Below are 23,631 nucleotides of genomic sequence, written 5' to 3' on the forward strand. Positions count from 1 at the left end.
GAGATAAATTTTATCTCATCGCTTTTTTCGTATCTATATTTATTAGTGAATGAATAGACTTAATAGAAGTACCATCAATAATCCAGTTACGGAAATGATTGTTTCTAGCACAGTCCAAATCTTCAATGTTTGTTTTACGTTTAAGTCAAAGTATTCTTTGAACATCCAGAATCCAGCATCGTTAACGTGTGATGCGGCAAGTGATCCGGCACCAATTGCTAGTGCCATTAATACGGGACTTACGCTCATTGAGTGCATTAATGGAGTTACTAGTCCAGCAGCAGTCATACCTGCAACAGTAGCTGAACCTAATGAAACACGTAGGATAACAGCGATTAACCAAGCCAAAATGATTGGTGATAGGTTGGCGTGGCCCATTACGTTTTGAACAGCTTTACCAACACCACCATCAATTAATACTTGCTTGAATGCTGATCCACCACCGATAACCATTAGTAGCATTGCGATTGACTTAATGGCTTCAGTAACAGTGTTTGTGATGTCTTCCATCTTCTTACCGCGGTGGAAGCCCATTGCCCAGATAGCAAATAGTAAAGTAACAATCATGGCGATAACTGGGTTACCAAACATAGCAACAACAGCACCAATACCATGTGGATTTTCAACGGCTTTACCACCGTTAAATACCATGTCGTAAACAGTTGAAATAGCCATTAGGATAACTGGTAGTAATGAAGTAAATGCGGCAATTCCAAAGCTTGGAGTGTCTTTTAAATCATACTTCTTCATCTCACCAAAGGCTGGTAGAGAAGTCTTAACAACGAATGTTTCTGGAGCAACCTTTTTAGCAATCTTTGTGTATAGCGGACCGGCTACGATCACACAAGGAATAGCAACGATAATACCTAATAGAAGTGTTTGACCAATGTTTGCGCCTAAAGCAGTAGCAACTGCAGTTGGAGCAGGTTGTGGTGGTAGGAATCCTTGAGTAGCTGATAATGCAGCTGCCATTGGAATACCTAGGTAAACGAATGGAACTTCAGCTTCAAGTGCAACGGCGAATACGATTGGAGTTAATAGAACCAATCCAACTTCGAAGAATAATGACATACCGATGATAAATGAAGCAACAACAATTGCGAATTGAAGTTTCTTTTTACCGAATAGATCGATTAGTGTTCTGGCAATTCTGTAAGAACCACCGGCATCAGCAACTAAACGACCAATCATTGCTCCAAATCCAAAAACGATAACTAGTTCCCCCAAAGAACTTCCGATACCGTTTTTAATGGAAACAGCAATGTGTGCTGGGTTCATCCCTAAACCTAACGCAACAATAACAGATGTAACAATTAATGAAATAAATGTATTTAATTTACATTTAATGATTAGGAACAAAAGCAATAATATTCCTAATACCAATACAACAAATGGCATATTTTAATACCCCTTCTTTTATTAAAAATATTTTTTATGTTTCATGAATGTAAGCGCTTTACTTTTCCGTAGAAATAATATAACATACTTCTTGGAAAATGAAAACGATTTCATTACACTTTTTAAAACATAGTCCCTAATAAATATGTTATATTACTTTAGGCGTTTTAAAACTTAAGATTTATTTAAGTTTAAATGAAATTCGCTTGTTTTCTAACCATGGTAACTTTACTTGTGGTAAATTGTTAATTATAGAAATAATATATAAGGATAAGGAGGACACGCTTTGAACGCTGTTGCTTTATTAATTGGACTAGGTCCAGTTCTAGGTTGGGGTCTATACCCTACAATTGCTTCATTATTTGGAGGCAAACCTACTAACCAAATTTATGGTTCCACTCTAGGAACACTTATTTTCGCTGCTATTTTTCTTTTAATCTCAGGTAAGTCAATTCCGACTGGTATGGATTTTGCACTAGCATTACTATCAGGTGCTGGTTGGGCTTTCGGACAAATCATGTCATTTAAAGCTTTTGAATTAGTTGGATCATCAAGAGTAATGCCTATCACCACTGCGTTACAATTAATTGTAACTGCTCTATGGGGTGTATTCGCATTAGGTAACTGGCACTCAGAATCACACCGTATCATTGGTTTCATTGCTTTACTAGTAATCATCATTGGTGCTACTATGACTGCTTGGCAAGAAAACAAAGATACTAAGGGATCTGCTGACTTAAAGAAAGCAATTGGTCTATTAGTAATCGGTGTTATTGGTTACTGGGGTTACTCAGCTGCACCACAAGCATCAAGTCACTTAGACGGTATGCATGCGTTCTTCCCACAAGCTCTTGGAATGTTCTTAGTTGCTGTTGTATACTGCTTGTTCCACGTTAAGAACAACAATGTATTTGCTACTAAGTCTTCTTATCTACAAATCATTTCAGGTTTCTTCTTCGGATTTGCAGCTTTAACTTACCTAATCTCTGCAGAACCTAAAATGAATGGTCTAGCTACTGGTTTCGTGCTATCACAAACTTCTGTTGTATTAGCTACCCTAACTAGTATCTACTTCCTACACCAAAACAAGACTAAAAAAGAAATGGTTGTTACAATAATCGGTTTAGTTATCATTATTCTAGCAGCTGCAGTTACTGCATTCTTAAACTAATAAAAACCAAAACAAAAATCCCGCTTGGAATATCCAAGCGGGATTTTTTTATTGTAGTACGTATCCGAATCCACGAACCGTTTTAATTTCAACGTCGTTTCCGGGTAAGTCTTTGAGCTTATCTCTAACGTGACTAACGTGCATATCAACGATTCGAGATGATATAAATGCATCCCCATCGTCTCGATCTTCACGCCAGACACCGTTAAAGATTTGTTCTCTACTTAATACCTGGTCATGATGTCTGATTAGGTAATAGAAGATGTTAAATTCCTTCGGTGTGAAGTTTAAAACCTCACCCTGATACTTTACCTGGAAATGCTTCAAACTAATCTCAAAGTCCTTAAAATGCTCTTTGCGCTTAGCCTTGTCGGTATCCTCTAACATCTCATCGTAAATTTTGACACGTTTTAATGTTCTTAATATGATTCTTTGGGCGTCAACGTAATCACTGAAGTAATCGTTGACCCCTAATTCAAAACAATCTCTTTCTTTTTGATCATCATAGTGATCATCAAAAGTAACAATAGGGCCTGAGAATGTCTTAGTAACTTGTTCAATCAGCCTTTTGACGTGATTAAAGTCATCAAAGATTGATAAATCGATAATGACCGCAAAGACGTTATCCTTCTTAGCCATGATTTCGATATCTTCATCATCACTAACGCTGTTAACAAAATATTCATCTTGCAACGCCAATTGACTTACATCAGCGGCTAATCTTAATTGTTTTGTTACTAGCAACAGACTTTGCATCCCATCTAAACCTCCCTATTTTGGATTGTTTTTTAGTTCTTTGGCAATCAATTCTGGTTCAATCTTACCAGGGTTCAATTCGACAATCTTACCAGTAGCATTATATACAATCCATTCTGATAAGTTAACGATATGATCTCCAATACGTTCTAGGTAACGAACTACCATTAGGTAGATAGTTGCTAATTCAATTTTATCACTATTCTTTTCCATTTCAGCAACGATTAGGTTTTTAGCTAAAACAAACTTCTTATCGATTAAGATATCTTCTTGAGCGACTAGTTTAGCAGCTTCTTGATCAGAATGAACGTAAGCATCTAATGATGATTCTAGCATTCCCCTAATCTTTAAGGCCATTTGGTTAATGGCTTCGTTAACTTCTGGAATACGACTTTCTGTGTTAATACGAAGAGTTTCTCTGGCGATTGATGATGCGTGATCCCCAATTCGTTCCAAATCAGAACTAGCCTTTAATAAAGTGATGATTGAACGGAAGTTAGAAGCAACTGGTTGTCTTAAAGCAATTAAGTTTAGTGCTTCTTTTTCTAAGTCCACTTCTTCGTCATTAACCTTGCTATCGCGATTAACAATTTCGGTAGCTAGTTTTTGGTCGTTTTCAGTGAAGGCCTTGATTGATTGGTAAATTTGATCAGACACATTAATTCCCATCTTCATGTAGGTCTTTTGTAGTACTTTTAGTTTGTCGTTAAATGTTTGACTCATAATCAGCTCTCCTATCCGAATTCTCCATTTAAGTAGTCACTAGTTTGTTGCTTGTCAGGATTTAAGAACATCTTAGAAGTCTTGTTGTATTCGATTAAATCCCCGTTTAGCATGAATGCTGTCTTATCAGCAATTCTTGATGCTTGTTGCATGTTGTGAGTAACGATGATGATTGTAAAATCTTTCTTTAATTCTAACAGAGTATCCTCAATCTTGGCACTTGAGATTGGGTCTAGCGCACTGGTAGGTTCATCCATCAAAATAATCTTAGGTTTTACCGCCAACACTCTGGCGATACAAATTCTTTGTTGTTGACCACCTGAGAATGATAATGCGTTCTTGTTTAAGTCATCCTTTACTTCGTCCCAAACAGCAGCTTGCTTTAGACTCTTTTCAACTACTTCGTCTAATACCTTTTTGTCCTTAACACCGGCAATTCTTAGGCCATATGCCACGTTGTCGTAGACGGAGAAAGGAAATGGGTTTGGTTGTTGGAATACCATTCCGATTTCTTTTCTTAATTCGGTCATGTCAGTAGTTGGTGCATAGATGTCTTGATCACCAATTTTAAAACTACCAGTAACTGTTGTGTTGTTTCTTAAGTCATTCATACGGTTTAAACATCTTAGAAATGTTGACTTACCACAACCGGATGGTCCGATTAAAGCAGTGATTTCGTTTTGTTCAAACTCGATGTCAAAGCCATGTAAAGCTTCCTTTTCACCGTAGTATAAATGAACGTTTTCTGTTTTTAAAATAGAAGTCATGTAATTCACCTACCCGAAGTTTCCTGAAATGTAGTCTTCTGTTGCTTGCATCTTTGGTCTGGTAAAGATGTGAGAAGTCTTGTTGAACTCAATTAAGTGGCCTTGGTGGAAGAATGCTGTGTAATCACTCATTCTAGAAGCCTGTTGCATGTTATGAGTAACAATGATGATTGTGTATTTTTCCTTCAAACGGTTTAGTGTATCTTCAATCTTTGAAGTTGAGATTGGATCAAGCGCTGATGCTGGTTCATCAAGTAGTAACACATCTGGTTTCATGGCAATCGCACGTGCGATGCATAAACGTTGAGCTTGACCACCTGATAGTGATAGCGCGCTTTCGTCTAGTTTGTCCTTTACTTCATCCCATAAAGCGGCTTCTCTTAGACTGGTTTCAACACGTTCGTCTAGCTCCTTTTTGTCCTTGATACCATGCTTTTTAAGTGCAAAAGTGATATTTTCACGAATTGACTTAGCAAATGGGTTTGGACGTTGGAATACCATTCCGATATGCTTTCTTAATTCATAAACGTTAATCTTGTCGTCGTTGATGTTAACGTCTCGGTACATAATATCGCCGTCGACAGTCGCCACGTTGTCATTCATTCTGTTGATTGAACGTAAGAAAGTGGACTTACCTGATCCTGAAGCACCAATCATGGCAGTTACTTTAAAACGAGGAAATGATAATGATACGTCAAAAATTGATTGGTGTTCACCATAAGAAACGTTTACATGGTGAGCTTCAATTGCGTTTTCGACCGCGAAGTCACGTACATATTGTTGATTTAAATTGTAGTTTTTCATGTTAAACCTTCCTTACTTACTAGAAGTCATTTTCTTGTACAAACGGTTTCCAATCCAGTGCGCGAAAATGTTAAATAGTAGAATTACAATAATTAATACGGCTGATGATCCACTTGAAATGGCGTTAGCATCAGGAGTGATTCCTTCTGAGTTAACCTTCCAAATATGAACGGCTAGTGTTTCTGCCGGACGTAGTGGGTTTAAGAAACTAGTGTCTGAGAAGATGTTCCAATTAGTGTAATCCACGAATGGAGCACTTTGACCGGCTGTGTAAATCAATGCAGCAGCTTCACCGAATACTCTACCGGCACTTAGGATAATCCCTGTGATGATTCCAGGAACTGCGGCTGGTAGGATGATACCAGTGATGGTCTTCCATTGTGATAGACCTAATGATAATCCAGCTTCTCTTTGTAGTGATGAAACTGATTCTAGTGATGTTTCAATGTTTCTTGTTAATAGCGGTAAGTTGAAGAATGTAAGTGCAATCGCACCTGATAAGATTGAGAATCCCATTCTCATTTGAACAACGAATAATAGGTAACAGAATAGTCCCACAACAACTGATGGAAGAGAACTTAATACTTCGATGGTTGTCTTAATGATTTCAGTAAACCAGTTTTTAGGAGCGTATTCAGCTAAGTAAATTCCGGCACCTAAGGCAATTGGAAATGAAATGATTAATGTAAGAACTAATAGGTAAATTGAGTTAAATAGTTGATCTCTAATTCCCCCACCAGCTAAGAATGATTGAGCTGGGCTGGTTAAGAAGTGCCATGAGATGTGAGGCACACCGGTTACTAAAATGTAACCAATTAAGGCTGCTAGAATTGCAACGACTAGAATTACTAGACCGTAAATCACACCGGTCGCAATTTTATTAACTACTTTTGGATTCATAATTAGAACTTACCTCTCTTTCCAATTAACTTAACCAAGATGTTGAAGAATAGTGACATTAGAAGTAGAACCAAGGCTAATGACCATAGGGCATTGTTGCCTAGAGTTCCCATGACAGTGTTACCAATTCCGGTAGTTAATTGACTGGTTAATGTTGATGATGGTGTAATCAAGTTCTTAGGCATCAAGATGGCGTTACCAATTACCATTTGTACGGCTAAGGCTTCACCGAATGCTCTAGCCATTCCAAAGATGATGGCTGTTAAGATCCCTGGAGTTGCTGATCTTAAAATAACTTTGTAGATTGTTTGCCAACGAGTGGCACCTAAGGCAAGTGATGCTTCAGATAAATGCTTTGGTACGGCGTTTAGACTATCAACTGTTAGTGATGTGATGGTTGGTAACACCATTACGAACAATACTAATGTTGCTGATAAAATCCCAAAACCAGTTCCACCGAATAAAGTTCTTACGATTGGAACGATAATAGTTAATCCAATAAAACCGTAAACAACTGAAGGAATTCCAACTAGTAATTCGATAACAGTTTGTAGGAATCCGCGACTCTTCTTAGGACCGATGACTGTCATGTAAATACCAGCGGCAATCGCAAATGGTGTGGCAAGTAAGGCAGATAGGAAAGTAACACTGAATGATGTCACAATCATAGGTAGTGCCCCTACTTCTGGCTTACCATCTTTTCCGATGGTTGAAGGTGACCAATCTTTTTTACTGATAAAGTCCCACAAGTTAACGTGGTTGTCAGTAAAGGTAGAAATCCCTTTTGAGATGATGAAGTATAAAATCAAAGCCACCAAGATGACAATTGCTGAAATACTGATAAAACTTAAAGTACGACCAAATTTTTCTTGGCGTGTTTCCTTGGATGGCATTAATATTTTCTTATTAATTTCCATGAGTCTTCCTCCAATTAGTTGATTACTTTGTTGTTAGCATCCCTTTTCACTTTCATATCGCTGATACTAATGTAACCTAATTTCTTTACTAAACCTTTTTGTACTTCTTCTGAATTCATATATGCCAAGAACTTCTTAGTGTTATCACTAACCTTCTTAGCTGTGTACATGTGTTCATATGACCAGATCTTCCAAGCGTTGGTTTCAACGTTTTTATCAATTGGTTTTACGTTATCAATTGATAGTGATTGGATGGTCTTGTCGACAAACGAGAATGATAGGTAACTGATTGCTCCAGGAGTGGTAGCAATGATTCTTCTAACTGTTCCGTTTGAGTCTTGTTCCTGTGCCTTTACGGTGCTGTGGCCGTCCATCACATTTGCTTCAAATGTATTTCTGGTACCACTACCCTTAACACGGTTAATAACTTCGATTGGTAGGTTCTTACCACCAACTTGTTTCCAGTTGGTAATTTTTCCTTCGAAAATCTTTTGTAAATTTTTCATGCTGATGTTTTTAACTCCAACACCCTTGTTAACAACGGGTGTGATTCCGACTACCGCCACTTGATGATCGACGATGTCTTTGGCTTTAATTCCCTTTTGGTTTTCAGCAAACACGTCTGAGTTCCCAATTGTAACGGCTTTTGCTTGTAATTGACTCAAACCGGTACCAGAACCCCCACCTTGAACTGTAATTGAAAGTCCTTTGTGGTCCTTTTGGTAATCGTTTGCTGCTTCTTCTACTAACGGTTGTAAAGCAGTTGATCCAACCGCTGTAATTTTATCGTTTGACGCAGAGCTTACTCCACACGCAGTTAGTACTGTTCCAGCGAATAAGACTGCCGATGTCATCATCGCTAATTTTTTAATTTTTATCATAATACAATCATCCTTTTTTAATTTACAAATATAAGTATACCGATTTAATGTAAATCTAATTTAGATTTTTTGTAAATTTTATGTAAATTTTAGAAATTGGTACAAAAAAAGAGACCAGTTTTATTAAACTGATCCCTTGTAATTAGTTTATTTTACGATTTTGTTGTTACTGTCTTTGGTTACTTTCATGTCTGAAATGCTGATGTAACCTAGCTTGTTAACTAAAGTCTTTTGAACTTTACCAGATTCAACGTACTTGATGAACTTAGAAGCGTTCTTGTCAGCCTTCTTTGGTGTGTACATGTGTTCATATGACCAAATCTTCCAAGCGTTGGTTTCAACATTCTTGTCTGTTGGGGCAACATTGTCAATTGATAGTGGTTGAAGACTACTGTCAATGAATGAGAATGCTAGGTAACTAATTGCTCCAGGGGTAGTCGAAACAATCTTCTTTACTGCACCGTTAGAATCTTGTTCTTGGGTTTGGATAGCTGAAGCACCCTTCAAAACGTTACTTTCGAAAGTAGCTCTAGTTCCACTTCCCTTTACACGGTTGATAACATCAATCTTTTGGTTCTTACCACCAAGTTCTTTCCAGTTGGTAATCTTACCAGTGAAAATCTTCTTTAGGTTTTCTAGTGAAATGTTCTTAACACCAACACCCTTGTTAACAACTGGTGCCATCCCAACTACGGCAACCTTGTTATCTGTTAACTTGCTAGCGTCAATTCCACTTTGGTTTTCGGCAAACACATCTGAGTTACCGATTGAAACACTCTTGGATTGAACTTGGCTTAATCCTGTTCCAGATCCGCCACCTTGAACAGAAATGTTAACACCTGAATTATCCTTTTGGTAATCCTTTGCAGCTTGTTCGACTAATGGTTGTAAAGCAGTTGAACCGACAACTGATACATCCCCGCTAGCTTGTGAACCGCTTGTGCTACCACAGGCAGCTAATAATGAACCTGAAACTAAAACAACTGAAGCAATTGATAGAACCTTATTCATTTTAATCATATCAATATCTCCTAACCAATATTTTATGTTACAAGCTTAGTATATCGATGGTTTGTAAATTTAAAGTTATTTTAATGTAAAAGTTATGTAAATATAAAAAAAGTACTCACTTTTAAAAATGTGAGTACTTTTTTATGACCCCACTCGGAATCGAACCGAGATCAGCCGCTTAGGAGGCGGTCGCCCTATCCAGTTGTGCTATGGAGTCATTAAACGACAATTAATATTGTCGCATTTTAGTAAATTATTGTAAAGTTCTTTAACCCTGCTTGTTGTTGTTTTTACGCCATTTGTTACGCATTCCCTTGTTCTTGGTATGCTTGTTTTTCTTAACGCGTTTTTTAGGTGCTGGGTTAGAAACCACTTGTTTTTTAACCTTCTTAACACGAGGCTTGCTTGACTCATCCTTAGAAGATTTATCGTTATTAGCTGTTTTTTCTACCACTTCAACGACTTTTTCGGCAGTCTTCGGAACAGACTTTACAATCTTATTCTTATAGAAGTAACTTGGTTGGAAGTCAAAATCATAATCAGATAATAAGTTCTTCAAATCTCTTAGGTCATGGTCATCACCAAAGTTAATCACCATTCCGTCTTCACCCATACGACCAGTTCTACCAACACGATGAACATAGTCGATGGCTTCATCAGGTAAATCGTAATTAACAATTGCCGGTAACTTTGCAATATCCAAACCACGAGCGGCAACATCAGTGGTTAATAATAACTTGATACGTCCCAATCTGAAATCGTCCATCGCCTTTTGACGCTTGGTTTGATTTTGATCAGATGTTAGTTTGGCCACACCTTGATAGTGATTATGAACAAAGAAACTATAAGTCTTATTCAAATCAACTGTTTGGTTGAAGAATACTAATGCTTTGAACCCAGCAACGTGTTGCAAACGTGCCAACATCTTGTTTCTATTCTTACGTAAGACATTCATCATGCCGTGTTCGACGTGACCTTGGGTCTTGTCTTCAGCACGGACGTCAACCTTTTTGATGTCACGGTTACCAAACCAACCTGATAATTGATCTAGAATTGGTGTCGCTGTAGCTGAGAAGAATTCCAATTGAACATCTGACATCATGGAAGAAACAATGTCTCTAACCGTGGTCAAAGTTTCACCTTGTAATAGGTCGTCAGCTTCATCAATTATAATAGTAGAAAAAAGATGTGTTTTTAACTTTTTGTCATCAATTAAGTTCTTGATTCTACCTGCAGTACCAACGATTACTTCAGGATGCTTCTTCAAGCGTTCCATTTGACGTTTGATGTTGGCACCACCAGTTAAAGCCAACACTTTCATTCCACGCAAATTAGCCCAGTTTCTAGCTACCTTTGCGGTTTGAATTGCTAGCTCTTGAGATGGTTCGATGATTAGTAATTGTGAACCACCTTCAGGTTCTAGAATTTCGATACTTGGAGTTAAAAATGCAACTGTTTTTCCAGATCCGGTTGGTGATAGTCCTAAGACACTATCATGGTTCTTGATAATTGGATAGACACGCTCTTGAATCAGCGTCTGTTTATCATATCCAAGCTTGTTAAAATACTTTTGAAATTGTTCTAACATTCTGGGTTCCCCTACTTAAATTCGAATTAATATATGTTCTATTTTAGCAAATATCTTCATTAATATCGATGTTTATTAACGGTCTTGATTCTTCAATAGGTACTGTTGCCAACCTTTCTTGTTACCATTAAAGGCAATTTGATTAACATAGACGTTTGAACCATCAATATTAATTTTCCTATTATTCTTCACTTCGATAAAATTGGCCCGTTTATTATTAACGTTTCCGCTAAAGAACTGCACATCATGTTCTACTTTCTCGTCTAATCGATTGAAGACACTCGTGCTACTTCTTACAACTACGTTGGTGTCATAGTATTTATGAACCATGTAAATGAAATCAGAAAGTCGATGAACTTGATCATCAGATAAAGGTGAAATCACCTCTACTAATGGCGGTAATGTTCCGTAATCATCGCCAACTTCTCGTGTAAAGTTCTTCAATTGATCCTTAATCGCCGTTTGTGTACTAAAAACGTGGTAAGAACCAACTTGCAAACCCGATCCCTGGCTGCGTTGAAAATTATCACTAAAGTCATCATCTGTATATGTGGCACCTTGACTGGCACGAATATAGACAAATTTTTGGCCGGTATTGGCTAAAGTCACAAAATCAATGTACCCATTAGATTGGCTAATCATGATTCCCTTAACTTGATACTTATTAATCATATTATTCTCATAGTTTTGATATGAAACATAGCTAAAGATGGAACCAAATAACACAATTAAAATTGCGATTAACCATGCATATTTTTTGAAAAACTGGCCGTATTTTTTTGTAGGCTTTGGTTTTTGATGATACAAAGACATTCTGGTATCCATTCACTCACCTCTTTTGTACAATATCCTTATTATAATCATAATGACTGCAAATTACTATAAAACACGTTAAAACACTTGAATCGACCATTTGTTTTCAATATAATGAAAGCGGTAACTAAATAAATTAGTGATGACTTTTTATGTGGATTTTATTATAATAGTTAACATTATTAAAAAATAAATTAAGTCTCTCTTTTTAGATCGAAAGGAAGTTATGTTATGAACTACATCATTGGTGTTGATATTGGAACAACCAGTGTAAAAACTGTTTTGTACGATACCGATGGAGAAGTTAAGGGATACTCAAACGATGGTTATCCTTTATACCAAGATACTCCAGATATGGCCGAAGAAGATCCAGAAGAAATCTTCTCTGCCATGCTTGCAGGTCTAACTGAAGTTTTACGTAAGGCTGACCTAAAGAATGGTACATTGAAGGGTATCTCATTCTCATGTGCTATGCACAGTTTGATTTTACTTGATGAAAACCACAAACCATTAACTCGTGCTATTACATGGGCTGATAACCGTGCCGTTAACTACGCTGACCAACTAAAGGAAAGCGGTAAGGCTAAGGAATTATACGAAAAGACTGGTACTCCAGTTCACCCTATGACTCCTCTAACCAAGTTAATGTGGTTGAAGAATGAAAGAAAAGATGTATACGACAAGGCTGCCTACTTCGTAGGTATCAAGGAATACATCCTATACAAACTATTTGGTGAATTAAAAGAAGATTACTCAATTGCCAATGCTACTGGTATGTTCAACATCTTCAAGATGGATTGGGACGAAGAAGCACTTGAATTAACTGGTGTATCACGTGACCAACTTCCTGAATTAGTTGACACTACATACCAATTCAAGGGACTAAACAAAGCTTACGCTAACGTAATTGGTATCGATGAAGATACTCCATTCGTTATCGGTTCTTCAGATGGTCCATTAGCTAACCTTGGTGTTAATGCTATTAAGCCAGGTGTTCTAGCTGTTACAATTGGTACTTCTGGTGCCGTTCGTGTCGTTACTGACAAACCTGTTATTGATCCTAAGGGTCGTGTTTTCTGTTACTACTTATCAAAAGACAAATGGGTTGTCGGGGGACCTGTTAACAACGGTGGTATCGTCTTCCGTTGGGTAAGAGATCAACTATGTGCACCTGAAAAGGTTACTGCCGAACAAATGCACATGGATTCATACGACCTATTAACTGAAATTGCTTCACAAATTCCAGCCGGTTCTGATGGATTACTATTCCACCCATTCTTAGGTGGTGAACGTGCTCCTATCTGGGACGCTAACGCTCGTGGTTCATTCTTTGGTTTAACTCGTATCCACACTCGTGCTCATATGATTAGATCAGCTTTAGAAGGAATCGTATTTAACCTATACACTGTTAGTCTTGCCCTAGAAGAAGTTATTGGTAAGCCAACAAGTATCCAAGCTACTGGTGGTTTTGCTCGTTCAGAACTATGGCGTCAAATGTTAGCTGACATCTTCGAACAAGATGTTACTATTCCAGAAAGTTTTGAAGGTACTGCTTTAGGTGCTGCTACATTAGGTATGTACTCATTAGGTATCATTGATGACCTAGAAAAGGTTAAGGACTTCGTTGGAGTAACTAACGCCCACAAGCCAAATCCTGACAACTACAAAGTTTACCGTGAATTAGCTCCTATCTACATTCGTTTGAGTCGTCAACTTCAAACTGAATACAAGAACATTGCTGAATTCCAACGTAAACACGATGTTGAAAGCGAAGACAAATAATAACTAATATTATTTACGAAAAAGGTTGGGTGTCTATTTAGACCCCTTCCTTTTTTATATTAAAAATTATCTAGGAGGATATTCGTCATGCATGAAAACGAATTAAAACGTGGAATCGGCATGATGGCTGCTCTTTCAACAGTTATGGGAACTGTTATCGGTGCCGGTGTGTTCTTTAAGACCGCCAGTGTTGTTAACAGTACTCATTCATTTACCCTAACCGTTTTAGCATGGATTGTTGGTGGATTACTAACTATCTGTGCCGGTTTGACTGTATCTGAATTAGCAGCTGCCATTCCTAAGACTGGTGGAGCCATCAAGTATCTTGATTATACTTATGGTCCGCTTACTGGTTTTTCAATGGGTTGGGCCCAAATTTTGGTCTACTACCCTGCCAACATTGCCGCTGAAGCAATTATTTTCTCAACACAATTAATTAACCTATTCCATTTAAACCCAAACATCCTAAACCCAATGGCAATCATTGTGGCATTGAGTGTGTTATTCATTAACTTATTGGGATCAAAGATTAGTGGAAACGTTCAAACAGTTGCCCTTATTTGTAAGCTAATTCCAATTATTCTAATTGCTATTTTTGGTCTATTTATTCCTGGTGCTGTTCACGTTTCATTCTTACCAATTAGTCCAAGTGATCACGCTAATGTCTGGACTGCTTTTGGTTCAGGTTTACTAGCAACTATGTTTGCTTACGATGGTTGGATTGGTGTTTGTGACGTTGCCGGTGAAATTAAGAACCCTAAGAAGAACTTACCAAAGGCTATCATTATCGGTCTAAGTTTGATTATGGTTATCTACACATTGGTAAACGTTGCCTTCCTAAAGACACTTCCAATTGACCACATCGCTGGTAACCAAAACACCGCTTCAGAAACTGCTATCAAGCTATTCGGTGAATTCGGTGGTAAGTTAGTTACTATCGGTATTCTAGTTTCTGTTTACGGTTCATTAAACGGTTACACCCTATCAGGTATGAGAATTCCTTATGCCATGGGTCAAAGCAAGTCACTTCCATTTAGTGATTGGTTCGCTAAACTTTCAAAGAAGACTCGCGTCCCTTACACTTCTGGAATCTTCCAATTTGTAATCGCAATTCTAATGATTTTTGCTGGTAGTTTTGACCTATTAACTGACATGTTAGTGTTCGTTATGTGGATCTTTAACTGTCTACTATTCGTTGCCGTATTCAAGCTTCGTCGTAAGGAACCAGAAATGATTCGTCCATACAAGGTGCCATGGTACCCAATCGTACCAATCATCGCCTTAGTTGGTGGTATCTTCATCCTTGCCGAAACATTGATTACTCAAACTGGTTTGGCATTAATCGGATTACTATTAACATTAATCGGTATCCCGGTTTACTACCTACAACAAAGACATTTGAAAAACAGTAAATAATAAAAAAGCATTCGATTAAGTTCGAATGCTTTTTTTCGTATTAAATTATTGTTTAAATCAATTTTAATGGACGTTGCGTCTATTTATATTAATGATAAATAAAGTTCCTAATATAGCGATTATTTGCCATGTGTGATGTAATCTAAGATTGCATACATCACTTGTTTGTTTTCTTTTGGAACTGGTTTAGCTAAGATATCTTCATTGGTTTGATTCAAAGCTGATCCTTCAACGTACTTGTTGTCGTTGGTAACAATCTCTCTGACTTCGTCGGTACCTAATTCAAAGTGGAATTGTAAACCAACAATTCTATCACCAATGATGAATCCTTGGTTTTCCACCAAATCACTGGAGAATAATAATTCACCGTTCTTTGGAATTTCAAACATTTCACCGTGCCAGTGCATTGCAGTAAGCTTGTTGTAAATTCCAGGAATGCGTTCTGATCTTAAGTATACTGGTGCCCATCCCACTTCCTTGGCTGTTGAAGTGGTAATCTTGGCACCGAATGTTTTAGCAATTTGTTGCGCACCAAAACAGGCACCATAGATTGGAACGTCTTTTTCAGCAAGTTCTCTAATAATATCGCGTTCGAATTCAATCCAATCAATATCATCGTTAACACTCATTGGACCACCCATGATAACTAACATATCTGTTTCATCTACCTTTGGTAGGATACCAAATTGGTATGGATGGTAAATATAAACATCATGTCCCCTGTCATGTGCCCAATCCAAAATCGAACCTGGTCGTTCGTTTGGAGTATGTTGAATAATATTAATACGCATAATTTTTCGCCTACTTTTATATTTAATTTTTTATGTTTTTAATAAAAAGTAATATATACCTAAAATGTGGGAAGTGCAAAAAAAGACACCTGGAGAAGTGTCTTTTTAATTAATTTTTATCAGTGTAAAAGCTACCAATTTTATATGTAGTAACAGGTTGGACATAATATTGGTATTTAGCAACAAGGTCACATATCTTATCACCATTAATTAAAGTAATCACTCTTGTTCCTTGTCTAGCGACTTTAATTGCTTCTCTTGTAAAGTCTGAGGTGGTAATAAAAATACCAAACTCCGCATTATATTTATCCATTGCGCCTCTAAACTTATCAATTTCAGGTGTTGAAACTTTGTTTTCCCATCTTTTAGATTGTAGTGCAACTCTAGTAGTTCTAAAGTCGTCAGATGTAATGTATCCAAATCCATCTAATCCACCGTCAGCAACATATTGGATGCCAATTTCATCATCGATATCGACCCCCATTTGCTTTAATAAGCCTCGGCTAAATAGTTCAAACTTTTGTGGGCTCATACTTATCAATGCATTCAATAATTGGTCTCTCCAAGGTTCATTATCTACTGAATCATCATCAAGATCATCAACAATTTCATCAACCTTAGCCTTCGATTTCTTATCATTATTCAAAAATGGCAATACATCCCTACTTCTGGAAAAGTTATTCAGGTCAACAGTTCTTCCACTTTCAGACAATTCTAAAACTCTATTATCTTCAGTTATAAAATAGCCTGATTTTATTAACTTCTTAACCGCATGATTAAATAGGTATTGGAAAGGATGATATTTAGCGCCAGATTTTTTTGAAACCTTTACTTTGTCGACTTCGTCTTCAGAAAATACATCAGAATTATCTCTAATTTCACCCCTAATTTCTTTTCGGGTCATTTTCCCTCCGAGAGTTTGCATAACTTTTAGGGCTTCTATCATTGCCTTTTCTTCTTCAATATCCTGCTTAGTTTTAGACATAAGAAAATGCCTCCATGTTTTTTATTATAAGTTTAATTATAAAGCTTAGATTAACTGTTAACAATGTCAGTTAATGAGAAATAAAAAGACACCCTGTCGCAGGGTGTCTTTTTTCTTACCTATTTCTTTTCAAATACAGTCACTGATTCAACGTGAACAGTTTGTGGGAATTGGTCAACCGGTTGAACTGGTTGAGTAATTTCATAACCGTATTCAGCTAAACGACGAGCATCACGTACTAATGTTGATGGGTTACATGATACATAAACAATCTTCTTAGGTGCTACTTGAGCAGCACTGTCGATGAATGATGATGCAAGTCCCTTACGTGGAGGATCAACCATGATAACATCTGGTTTCAATCCTTGCGCTTGCCATTTTTCCATTTGATCTTCTGCACTACCTGTTACAAAAGTAGTGTTATTGATGTGGTTCTTTTGAGCGTTAATTTTAGCATCTTCGATGGCTTCCTTAACGATTTCCACACCGTAAACCTTCTTAGCATGTTCAGCAACGGCTAATGAGATAGTACCGATACCACAGTAAGCATCAATTACTGTTTGAGTACCATCTAGTTGAGCCTTTTCAATTGCTAGAGAGTAAAGCTTTTCAGTTTGTTCCGGGTTAACTTGATAGAATGAGTTCAATGAAATAGCGAACTTCAATCCAAGTAACTTGTCTTCGATGTACTTCTTACCATCTAGGCAAACAGTACTCTTACCTAACAGACCGTTACCATCTGACAAGTTGATGTTTTGCATGATACTTGTTACTTCTGGTAAGGCTTCCTTGATTTCACGAACAATGATATCAACCATCGGAATCTTCTTGGTACGAGTAATCAAACCAATCATCATTTCGTTAGTGTAGTGACCTCTTCTAACCATGATGTTTCTAATCACACCACTGTGCTTAGTTTCATTGTATGGTTCGATGTGGTACTTACGTAGGATGTCTCTAACTACTACGATAGCCTTGTCGATTTCAGGATCTTGGATGTAGAAATCTTCAATGGTTACTAAGTCGTGTGAATGCTTACGGAAGAAACCAGTTTGTAGTTTTCCATTAATTGAGCGAACTGGAATTTGTGCCTTATTTCTGTAATGAGTTGGGTTATCCATCCCAATAGTTGGCAATACTTCAACATCCATCTTGGACTTATCGAAAAGTTCTTGGATTTGGTGTTGTTTGAATTCCAATTGTGCATCGTATTTTAGATGTTGTAATGGAGCGATTCCTGTACGAGTGTAGTTTCTGTCGATGTTTTCTACACGATCTTCTGACTTAGTTAGTAACTTTTCTAACTTTGCGAAACCAAAGTTTTGGTTAACTTTGATTACCTTAATCAAAGCTTTTTCGCCTGGAAGAGTGTCTTCAATAAACAAAGGATAATCCTCAATCTTGGCTACTCCCAAGCCTTGGTAAGTCAAGTCGACAATATCGACTTCATATTCTTCGTTCTTTGTAACTGGTGCTTTAAATTTCATATTTACCCCTTTTTCTAAACAAAAAAGTTTTGTTGTAATCTTCTAAAATAATCATACAACAAAACTTTTCGTTTTTAAATTCTACTATGATAATTTATCAACTTTATCGACGAATTCTCTTTCGGCCTTTTCAGCATCAAAACTGATAGACTTCTTTGGCATTTCATCGACATTAGCAAACATTTCGATGTGTTGCTTTAAATCAATAAACGTCATTGGTGCGTCGCCACCATATTCACCATCCAAGTTAATTTGCATCTTGTCTTCGACAGGATTAGCAACTAACTTGCTGGTCTTCTTGTAAATGATTCGAGGGTCATTGATATGGCGACCACCACTTAAGACTTTAGCAAGTAGTTGAACAATTTCAACGATGTTACTGGTCTTAACAATAATCATTGTAAACTTACCATCATCTAACTTGGCGTCAGGAACGATTTGTTCCAAGCCACCGATTGAGTTAGTCATAGCAAGTAAAAACATTGAAGCTTTACCTTTGAATTCTCCACCATCATATTCAAGATCCATTTCAATTGGCTTAATTCTTGGAAGCAATTCAGCTCCACGAACTAGATAAGCCAAGTAACCAAAAATGGTCTTTAAATCTGAAGGAACATCGTAGGTTAATTCGGTTAACAAACCTCCACCAGCGATATTCATGAAGTATTTTTCTCCAGCTTTACCAATGTCCATGTTGAAAGTTTGACCTTTCAAAACAACTTTGGCCGCCTCAATTGGATTTTCTCTTGGAATATGCAATGCACGGGCAAAGTCATTGGTAGTCCCAGCTGGAATAATTGCTAGCTTAGGACGTTTTTCTAGTGGTGCAATCCCATTAACTACTTCGTTAATAGTTCCATCCCCACCAGCAGCAACAATCAAGTCAAAACCATCTAATGATGCTCTCTTGGCTTCATCGCGTGCTGAGTTAGGTTTAGGAGTGGTTGCGTATGCACTAGTTTCATAACCAGCTTCTTCGAAAACAGCGAGAATATCAATCAGGTTGCGTTTCAAAGCCTCACGGCCAGATGTTGGATTGTATATTACACGTGCCCTTTTTTGCATTTCCAAATTCTCCTAAACTTTATTTATTAATGGATGCCATTAATAACTTGTTAACAACTTGTGGGTTAGCTTTACCACGAGTTTGTTTCATAATTTGACCAACTAAGAAACCAATAGCACGGTCTTTACCATTATGGAAGTCTTCCACAGATTGTGGGTTGTTTGATAGCACTTCATCAATAATTGGTTGTAGTTGTGCTGGGTCTGATAATTGAACCATTCCGTTGTCTTCAACGAACTTCTTAGGTTCTTTACCTTCAGTAATACCCTTGAAGACTTTCTTAGCCATCTTAGATGAAATAGTACCGTCTTCAATTAGCTTAATCATTGTAGCTAAGTTTTCTGGTGTAATTTCAGTTTCAGATAGGTCTTTTTGTTCATCATTCAAGTAAGCGTTAACGTTAACTTGTAGGTAGTTAGATGCCATCTTAGGATCTGCACCTAATTTAATCATGGCGTCGAAGAAGTCAGCCATTTCCTTAGTTTGAGTAAGAACCATTGCATCGTAGTCCTTCAAACCAAAGTCGTTAACGTAACGTTGACGACGACTAGCTGGCATTTCAGGCATTGAATCGTTGATTTCATTAATCCATGCATCTGTAATGTCTAGTGCTGGTAGGTCAGGTTCTGGGAAGTATCTGTAATCATCCGCACCTTCCTTAACACGCATTAAGACAGTTTTACCAGTTGTTTCATCGAAACGTCTAGTTTCTTGTTGAATTTCGCCACCAGCCATGATTACACGTTGTTGACGTTTTTCTTCGTATGCAAGACCTTTTCTTACGTAGTTAAATGAGTTCAAGTTCTTTAATTCGACCTTAGTACCAAATTCTTTTTGACCGTATGGGCGGATTGAAACGTTAACGTCCACACGCATTGAACCTTCTTCCATCTTAACATCAGAAATTCCTGTAAATAGGATTCTTTCACGTAAAGCTTCAAGGTAAGCATATGCTTCATCAGGTGAAGCGATATCTGGTTTTGAAACAATTTCGATAAGTGGAGTACCTTGACGGTTCAAGTCAACGTAAGAGAACTTGTTTCCGTGGGTATTCTTACCAGCATCTTCTTCAATGTGCATTTCTTCGATACCGATTTTCTTCTTCTTACCGTCTACTTCGATTTCAATCCAACCATCATGCGCATCAGGAGTATCCTTTTGTGTGATTTGATAAGCCTTTGGATTATCTGGGTAGAAGTAGTTCTTACGATCAAAGTGAGGGTGTTTTTCAACTTCAGCATGTAATGCTAAAGCAGCCATAATACCTGATTTAACGACACCTTTATTGGTTGATGGTAATACCCCTGGGTATCCCCAATCAATTACGTTGGTGTTTAAGTTAGGATCAACCCCGTATTGTACGGGAGATGGACTGAAAATCTTAGAGTTAGTCTTTAATTCAACGTGGACTTCTAGTCCAATTGTAGTTTCAAAGTTCATTATTGTGCTCCCCCCATCTTTGGATCTTGCTTATGGAAATCAGTGTTTTGTTCGAAAGCGTAAGCAGCTTGGTATAGAGTTGATTCATCAAATGGCTTACCGATTAATTGCATACCAATTGGTAGTCCGTCTGAGAAACCTGCAGGAACTGACATTCCTGGAAGACCTGCCATGTTAACAGGAATGGTTAAAATATCATTCATGTACATAGCGATTGGATCTTTTTCATCCTTCAAGCTGTAAGCTGGAGTAGGAGCTGTTGGAGTTAAGATTACATCGTAATCTTGGAAAACCTTCTTGAAGTCGTTAATGATTAAAGTACGAACTTCAGCGGCTTTCTTAAAGTAAGCATCAAAGAAACCAGCTGATAGTGAGTAAGTACCAACCATGATACGGCGTTTAACTTCATCACCAAAACCTTGTGAACGACTCTTAACGTATAGTTCTTCTAGGTTCTTAGCATCTTGAGATCTGTAACCATAACGAATACCATCGAAACGTTGTAAGTTTGATGATGCTTCTGAAGGAGCAATGATGTAGTAAGCTGCTACACCGTACTTACTGTTTGGAAGAGACACTTCTTCAACAGTTGCACCTAATTCACGGTACTTATCAGCAGCGGCTAGAATAGCGTCTTGAACATCCTTATCAACACCTTCACCTAAGTATTCCTTAGGTAAAGCAATCTTCATACCTTTAACACCCTTATCGATGTTTGCAGTAAAGTCAGGAACTTCTTTGTTTGAACTTGTCATATCATGTTCATCTTTACCGGCAATGGCATTTAGAACTACGGCGTTGTCCTTAACAGTTCTAGTCAATGGACCAATTTGGTCTAAACTTGATGCGAATGCAATTAATCCCCATCTAGATACACGACCGTATGTTGGTTTCATACCAACGATACCGTTAAATGATGCTGGTTGTCTGATTGAACCACCAGTATCTGAACCTAGTGATACTAAGACATCCCCTGCAGCAACAGCTGCAGCAGCACCACCTGATGATCCACCAGGTACCTTGTCTAAGTTCCATGGGTTCTTAGTCTTACCATGGAATGAAGTTTCGGTTGAACCACCCATGGCGAATTCGTCCATGTTGGTCTTACCAATGTTGATAGTGCCAGCTTCTTTCATCTTAGCAACAGCCGTTCCATCAATGATTGGTTTGAAGTTTGATAGCATCTTTGAACCTGCAGATGTTAATACACCCTTGGTTAGCATGTTATCTTTCATTGCAACTGGAATACCTGATAATACGTTATCTGGATCAATTCCGGCCTTATCAATTTCTTGGGCTTGCTTAATTGCATTTTCTTCATCGAAAACGACGAAAGCGTTAATATCTTCATCGTTCTTTTTAGCATTTTCAATTGTTTGTCTTGTTAATTCTTCGGCGGTAATATCACCATTAACCAGGCTTTCGTGAATGCTAAAAATATCTTTTCCTAAATAGTCCATCTTCACTAGTCCCCGCTTTCATCAATGATTGTAGGTGTTCTAATTAATCCGTCGGAAACGTCTGGTGCATTATTCAATAGTGCATCCCTTTGTCCCCAATTATCAGCAACATCTTCTCTCATAACGTTAATTTGATCAGTAACACTAAATGTTGGTTCGACATTGCTAGTATCTACATCATTTAAGGAATCAAAAATTCCCATGATACTACCTAATTGGTCAGTAAAGTATGGTAGTTGTTCATCGGTTAATTCCAACTTAGCCAATGATGCAACGTGACTTACTGTCTCTTTACTAATTTTTTCAGACATCGTTGTTCCCTCTTTCTTATATATATTGATAATACGCTACCAGTATTTTAACACATTCACATTAATAACTGGTAAAAACGTGAGTATAGAAATTCTTTGATCCAGTTTTTCTTGATAGGAAGCTTTGAATTCCTTCTGAAGAAGAAACCTGGATATCAATTGGAATATTGTTTGGTAAGTACTTCTTGGCCGTAGAAGCGACGTATTGGGTGAAACTAATGATTTCACTTTGTCCATAGAATTGTGTGGTGATGTTAACGTGTAAGCCACGTAGAGTTCCGTCAACGTAATGTGCTTGAGCGGTAACACCACTTAAGTTAGGGAAGAACTTTTGCACTTGGTTCTTGAAGTTTTCAAAAGCATCTTCGTCATTACTATTAACTTCACTAGTTGAACTATCTGGTAAGACATAGTTCTTAATATCTAATGACTTCCAGTTATCAACACTAGTTGTTCCAGCCTTGTTAACTGAGTATGAGTAGAAGTTACCACCTACTAGACTATCGTTAGATGCTTGTTTGTATAACGCAATCACGATTGGAATGTTCTTTAAGTCTTTCTTTTGTCTTAAACGTTGTAATACCTTATCAGCAATTTCCTTACCTTGTTTTTCAATATCACTATCGCTTAATTTCTTTTGGTAGACAGCACCATAAGCTTCCTTACGGTAGTAGTAAACAGAATTAATTCCAAGACCAACCGTCATCCCCTTAATCTTTAAAGCGCCATGACTTTGTTCCATGAAATCTTGTTCATCCATTTGTTGTAAGTAAAGTGGTTCTTTGGCGTCACTACCCGCTGGGTTTAAACCATCAGGGTTATTCTTACTCTTACGACCCAACCAATCTTCGGCAGTACTAGTATCGATGTATTGGCCTTCTTGTAAGATGTATGTATCTGTTGGGAATTGATCCTTTGAGATACTTAGTAATCCATTTTCAAAACCTTTTAGATTTAATTGGTTATCATTTTGTTGAACGGAAACCCCTCTGGACTTACTTGTTAAGTAGTGGCCATTCTTAATTACACCTTGATAATAATTGCTACTAGTTTGGGAAATAACTTTAGTACCAGATGAGCTGCTACTATCATCGTTGCTTCCACAAGCTGCTAACACTAATGCACTTAGTAGTGCTACAAATAAAACGTTTAATTTTTTCAATT

The 23,631-nt window shown here is 37.5% G+C and carries 22 protein-coding genes and 1 tRNA gene; 3 read left to right on the plus strand and 20 right to left on the minus strand.

Translation table 11 applies throughout. From position 1 onward, the window contains the following. Positions 1 to 42: 42 nt before the first annotated feature. Positions 43 to 1,398 carry a gluconate:H+ symporter gene (locus RZ78_RS04840; RefSeq protein ID WP_034534841.1) on the minus strand — a complete coding sequence of 452 codons (1,356 nt, stop codon included), beginning with the start codon at positions 1,396 to 1,398 and terminating at the stop codon, positions 43 to 45. Positions 1,399 to 1,684: 286 nt separating this feature from the next. On the opposite strand from RZ78_RS04840, the gene rbsU reads away from it, so the two are divergent. Beyond that, positions 1,685 to 2,569 carry a ribose/proton symporter RbsU gene (rbsU, locus tag RZ78_RS04845; RefSeq protein ID WP_054608301.1) on the plus strand — a complete coding sequence of 295 codons (885 nt, stop codon included), beginning with the start codon at positions 1,685 to 1,687 and terminating at the stop codon, positions 2,567 to 2,569. A 48-nt stretch (positions 2,570 to 2,617) separates the two neighbouring features. On the opposite strand, the gene RZ78_RS04850 is transcribed toward rbsU, so the two are convergent. From RZ78_RS04850 to RZ78_RS04900, 11 genes are all read right to left on the minus strand, one after another. Further along, positions 2,618 to 3,325 carry a response regulator transcription factor gene (locus tag RZ78_RS04850; RefSeq protein WP_054608302.1) on the minus strand — a complete coding sequence of 236 codons (708 nt, stop codon included), beginning with the start codon at positions 3,323 to 3,325 and terminating at the stop codon, positions 2,618 to 2,620. A gap of 15 nt (positions 3,326 to 3,340) precedes the next feature. Beyond that, complete coding sequence (gene phoU / locus RZ78_RS04855) at positions 3,341 to 4,048, minus strand: phosphate signaling complex protein PhoU (RefSeq protein WP_053791912.1); 708 nt, start codon at positions 4,046 to 4,048, stop codon at positions 3,341 to 3,343. An 11-nt stretch (positions 4,049 to 4,059) separates the two neighbouring features. Next, positions 4,060 to 4,815 (minus strand): phosphate ABC transporter ATP-binding protein PstB, encoded by a 756-nt coding sequence (pstB, locus tag RZ78_RS04860; RefSeq protein ID WP_034534864.1) that lies wholly within the window; start codon positions 4,813 to 4,815, stop codon positions 4,060 to 4,062. A gap of 9 nt (positions 4,816 to 4,824) precedes the next feature. Then, positions 4,825 to 5,619, minus strand: coding sequence for a phosphate ABC transporter ATP-binding protein PstB (gene pstB, locus RZ78_RS04865; protein WP_053791913.1), 795 nt, complete (start codon positions 5,617 to 5,619; stop codon positions 4,825 to 4,827). A gap of 12 nt (positions 5,620 to 5,631) precedes the next feature. Beyond that, positions 5,632 to 6,519 carry a phosphate ABC transporter permease PstA gene (pstA, locus tag RZ78_RS04870; RefSeq protein ID WP_041152894.1) on the minus strand — a complete coding sequence of 296 codons (888 nt, stop codon included), beginning with the start codon at positions 6,517 to 6,519 and terminating at the stop codon, positions 5,632 to 5,634. Between the two features lie 2 nt (positions 6,520 to 6,521). Then, positions 6,522 to 7,436, minus strand: a complete 915-nt coding sequence (gene pstC / locus RZ78_RS04875; RefSeq protein WP_054608303.1) for a phosphate ABC transporter permease subunit PstC — start codon at positions 7,434 to 7,436, stop codon at positions 6,522 to 6,524. A 14-nt stretch (positions 7,437 to 7,450) separates the two neighbouring features. Beyond that, on the minus strand, positions 7,451 to 8,308 hold the full coding sequence (locus tag RZ78_RS04880; protein ID WP_054483903.1) for a phosphate ABC transporter substrate-binding protein PstS family protein: 858 nt from the start codon (positions 8,306 to 8,308) through the stop codon (positions 7,451 to 7,453). A gap of 156 nt (positions 8,309 to 8,464) precedes the next feature. After that, the gene (locus RZ78_RS04885) at positions 8,465 to 9,328 is read right to left on the minus strand and encodes a phosphate ABC transporter substrate-binding protein PstS family protein (RefSeq protein ID WP_054608362.1); all 864 of its coding nucleotides are present in this window, start codon (positions 9,326 to 9,328) and stop codon (positions 8,465 to 8,467) included. A gap of 144 nt (positions 9,329 to 9,472) precedes the next feature. Then, positions 9,473 to 9,545 (minus strand) — tRNA-Arg (locus RZ78_RS04890). A 51-nt stretch (positions 9,546 to 9,596) separates the two neighbouring features. Then, positions 9,597 to 10,916 carry a DEAD/DEAH box helicase gene (locus tag RZ78_RS04895; protein WP_054608304.1) on the minus strand — a complete coding sequence of 440 codons (1,320 nt, stop codon included), beginning with the start codon at positions 10,914 to 10,916 and terminating at the stop codon, positions 9,597 to 9,599. A gap of 75 nt (positions 10,917 to 10,991) precedes the next feature. Next, on the minus strand, positions 10,992 to 11,741 hold the full coding sequence (locus RZ78_RS04900) for a GH25 family lysozyme (RefSeq protein ID WP_054608305.1): 750 nt from the start codon (positions 11,739 to 11,741) through the stop codon (positions 10,992 to 10,994). 219 nt (positions 11,742 to 11,960) lie between these two features. On the opposite strand from RZ78_RS04900, the gene gntK reads away from it, so the two are divergent. After that, positions 11,961 to 13,511 carry a gluconokinase gene (gene gntK / locus RZ78_RS04905; protein WP_053792862.1) on the plus strand — a complete coding sequence of 517 codons (1,551 nt, stop codon included), beginning with the start codon at positions 11,961 to 11,963 and terminating at the stop codon, positions 13,509 to 13,511. An 87-nt stretch (positions 13,512 to 13,598) separates the two neighbouring features. Beyond that, on the plus strand, positions 13,599 to 14,927 hold the full coding sequence (locus RZ78_RS04910; RefSeq protein ID WP_034531575.1) for an APC family permease: 1,329 nt from the start codon (positions 13,599 to 13,601) through the stop codon (positions 14,925 to 14,927). Positions 14,928 to 15,046: 119 nt separating this feature from the next. Here the strand turns inward: RZ78_RS04910 and RZ78_RS04915 are convergent, their stop codons facing one another. The 8 genes from RZ78_RS04915 to RZ78_RS04950 form a co-directional block, all read right to left on the minus strand. Next, positions 15,047 to 15,718 carry a type 1 glutamine amidotransferase gene (locus RZ78_RS04915; RefSeq protein ID WP_054608306.1) on the minus strand — a complete coding sequence of 224 codons (672 nt, stop codon included), beginning with the start codon at positions 15,716 to 15,718 and terminating at the stop codon, positions 15,047 to 15,049. Positions 15,719 to 15,827: 109 nt separating this feature from the next. Next, complete coding sequence (locus tag RZ78_RS04920) at positions 15,828 to 16,703, minus strand: restriction endonuclease (RefSeq protein WP_054608307.1); 876 nt, start codon at positions 16,701 to 16,703, stop codon at positions 15,828 to 15,830. 119 nt (positions 16,704 to 16,822) lie between these two features. Then, positions 16,823 to 18,190 (minus strand): 23S rRNA (uracil(1939)-C(5))-methyltransferase RlmD, encoded by a 1,368-nt coding sequence (rlmD, locus tag RZ78_RS04925; protein WP_054608308.1) that lies wholly within the window; start codon positions 18,188 to 18,190, stop codon positions 16,823 to 16,825. Between the two features lie 84 nt (positions 18,191 to 18,274). Continuing rightward, positions 18,275 to 19,255 carry a diacylglycerol kinase gene (locus RZ78_RS04930; protein ID WP_054608309.1) on the minus strand — a complete coding sequence of 327 codons (981 nt, stop codon included), beginning with the start codon at positions 19,253 to 19,255 and terminating at the stop codon, positions 18,275 to 18,277. Between the two features lie 19 nt (positions 19,256 to 19,274). Beyond that, entirely contained in the window at positions 19,275 to 20,696 is a 1,422-nt protein-coding gene (gene gatB, locus RZ78_RS04935; protein ID WP_034531560.1) for an Asp-tRNA(Asn)/Glu-tRNA(Gln) amidotransferase subunit GatB, read from the minus strand. Next, entirely contained in the window at positions 20,696 to 22,156 is a 1,461-nt protein-coding gene (gatA, locus tag RZ78_RS04940) for an Asp-tRNA(Asn)/Glu-tRNA(Gln) amidotransferase subunit GatA (RefSeq protein WP_054608310.1), read from the minus strand. Before gatA ends, gatB begins: the two co-directional genes overlap by 1 nt. 5 nt (positions 22,157 to 22,161) lie before the next feature. After that, entirely contained in the window at positions 22,162 to 22,467 is a 306-nt protein-coding gene (gene gatC, locus RZ78_RS04945) for an Asp-tRNA(Asn)/Glu-tRNA(Gln) amidotransferase subunit GatC (RefSeq protein ID WP_041152907.1), read from the minus strand. Positions 22,468 to 22,528: 61 nt separating this feature from the next. Further along, positions 22,529 to 23,629, minus strand: coding sequence for a CamS family sex pheromone protein (locus tag RZ78_RS04950; protein WP_081006913.1), 1,101 nt, complete (start codon positions 23,627 to 23,629; stop codon positions 22,529 to 22,531). Between the last annotated feature and the right edge of the window lie 2 nt (positions 23,630 to 23,631).

Source organism: Apilactobacillus kunkeei (assembly GCF_001308195.1).
Lineage (GTDB): Bacteria > Bacillota > Bacilli > Lactobacillales > Lactobacillaceae > Apilactobacillus > Apilactobacillus kunkeei_C.

Bases quoted from the DNA above. Each gene is read 5' to 3' on its own strand.
- RZ78_RS04895 (WP_054608304.1), bottom strand. From the start codon at position 10,916: ATGTTAGAACAATTTCAAAAGTATTTTAACAAGCTTGGATATGATAAA.
- gatC (WP_041152907.1), bottom strand. From the start codon at position 22,467: ATGTCTGAAAAAATTAGTAAAGAGACAGTAAGTCACGTTGCATCATTG.
- RZ78_RS04850 (WP_054608302.1), bottom strand. From the start codon at position 3,325: ATGCAAAGTCTGTTGCTAGTAACAAAACAATTAAGATTAGCCGCTGAT.
- phoU (WP_053791912.1), bottom strand. From the start codon at position 4,048: ATGAGTCAAACATTTAACGACAAACTAAAAGTACTACAAAAGACCTAC.
- RZ78_RS04910 (WP_034531575.1), top strand. From the start codon at position 13,599: ATGCATGAAAACGAATTAAAACGTGGAATCGGCATGATGGCTGCTCTT.
- gntK (WP_053792862.1), top strand. From the start codon at position 11,961: ATGAACTACATCATTGGTGTTGATATTGGAACAACCAGTGTAAAAACT.
- RZ78_RS04885 (WP_054608362.1), bottom strand. From the start codon at position 9,328: ATGAATAAGGTTCTATCAATTGCTTCAGTTGTTTTAGTTTCAGGTTCA.
- pstC (WP_054608303.1), bottom strand. From the start codon at position 7,436: ATGGAAATTAATAAGAAAATATTAATGCCATCCAAGGAAACACGCCAA.
- RZ78_RS04920 (WP_054608307.1), bottom strand. From the start codon at position 16,703: ATGTCTAAAACTAAGCAGGATATTGAAGAAGAAAAGGCAATGATAGAA.
- gatB (WP_034531560.1), bottom strand. From the start codon at position 20,696: ATGAACTTTGAAACTACAATTGGACTAGAAGTCCACGTTGAATTAAAG.
- gatA (WP_054608310.1), bottom strand. From the start codon at position 22,156: ATGGACTATTTAGGAAAAGATATTTTTAGCATTCACGAAAGCCTGGTT.
- RZ78_RS04840 (WP_034534841.1), bottom strand. From the start codon at position 1,398: ATGCCATTTGTTGTATTGGTATTAGGAATATTATTGCTTTTGTTCCTA.
- rlmD (WP_054608308.1), bottom strand. From the start codon at position 18,190: ATGAAATTTAAAGCACCAGTTACAAAGAACGAAGAATATGAAGTCGAT.
- RZ78_RS04915 (WP_054608306.1), bottom strand. From the start codon at position 15,718: ATGCGTATTAATATTATTCAACATACTCCAAACGAACGACCAGGTTCG.
- pstB (WP_034534864.1), bottom strand. From the start codon at position 4,815: ATGACTTCTATTTTAAAAACAGAAAACGTTCATTTATACTACGGTGAA.
- pstB (WP_053791913.1), bottom strand. From the start codon at position 5,619: ATGAAAAACTACAATTTAAATCAACAATATGTACGTGACTTCGCGGTC.
- RZ78_RS04900 (WP_054608305.1), bottom strand. From the start codon at position 11,741: ATGGATACCAGAATGTCTTTGTATCATCAAAAACCAAAGCCTACAAAA.
- RZ78_RS04930 (WP_054608309.1), bottom strand. From the start codon at position 19,255: ATGCAAAAAAGGGCACGTGTAATATACAATCCAACATCTGGCCGTGAG.
- pstA (WP_041152894.1), bottom strand. From the start codon at position 6,519: ATGAATCCAAAAGTAGTTAATAAAATTGCGACCGGTGTGATTTACGGT.